The sequence below is a fragment of the Maribellus luteus genome (genome assembly GCF_003576475.1).
GTDB lineage: Bacteria > Bacteroidota > Bacteroidia > Bacteroidales > Prolixibacteraceae > Draconibacterium > Draconibacterium luteum.
Genome location: NZ_QWGR01000192.1, coordinates 1 through 566, shown reverse-complemented (window position 1 = coordinate 566; position 566 = coordinate 1). Strand labels below are relative to the sequence as shown.

2 protein-coding genes are annotated in these 566 nt (G+C 74.2%); both read right to left on the bottom strand.

All coding sequences use genetic code 11. The features are described 5' to 3' along the window. Nucleotides 1-250: ArsC/Spx/MgsR family protein (locus tag D1614_RS24600; protein ID WP_438268362.1), on the bottom strand; the 250-nt coding region annotated here is incomplete at its 3' end. A 10-nt stretch (nt 251-260) separates the two neighbouring features. Next, a partial coding sequence (locus D1614_RS25880; protein ID WP_206610190.1) for a hypothetical protein occupies nt 261-566 on the bottom strand: 306 nt, incomplete at its 5' end.

Genomic DNA, 566 nt, shown 5'->3' with positions numbered 1-566 from the left:
GGATGCGGTCGTCGCCGACGGCCGGATCGGCGAGGCCGAGCTCCTCGGCCGGCGTTCCGCGCAGACGCAGGATGTCGCGCGGGCGGGCGCCCATCCTGGCGAGCAGGGTCTCCAGCGCCGGACGCGTCCAGCCGGTCTTGAGGTATTCCACCACCCGGGGCTCGTGACCGGCCTCGCGGATGGCGGCCAGGACGTTGCGCGACGTGCCGCAGTTCGGGTTGTGGTGGATGGTGACGGGAAAGTCGCTCATGGCCGGTCGCTCAGATCAACGGGATCGAAATCAGCGCCGCCGCGCCCGCGACGGCCGCCGCGGCGCTCAGCGCCGGGGCCGGTCTAGCCTCCGACGCCCGCCACAGGAAGGGCCAGGCCCCGAAAATCGCCAGCAGGCCGCCGATCGCCACCGCCTGCGGGGTGGCGGCGCCGACGCCGAGGGCGGCGAAGTGGCCGAGCCCGGCGGCCCAGGCGAAGACGAGGACGGCGGCGATCCCGGCGAGGCGATCGAGCAGCTCGTGCAGTCGACGGTTGCCTCGCTGCAGGCCCCGGCACTCGACCGTCCTTCCCGCAAG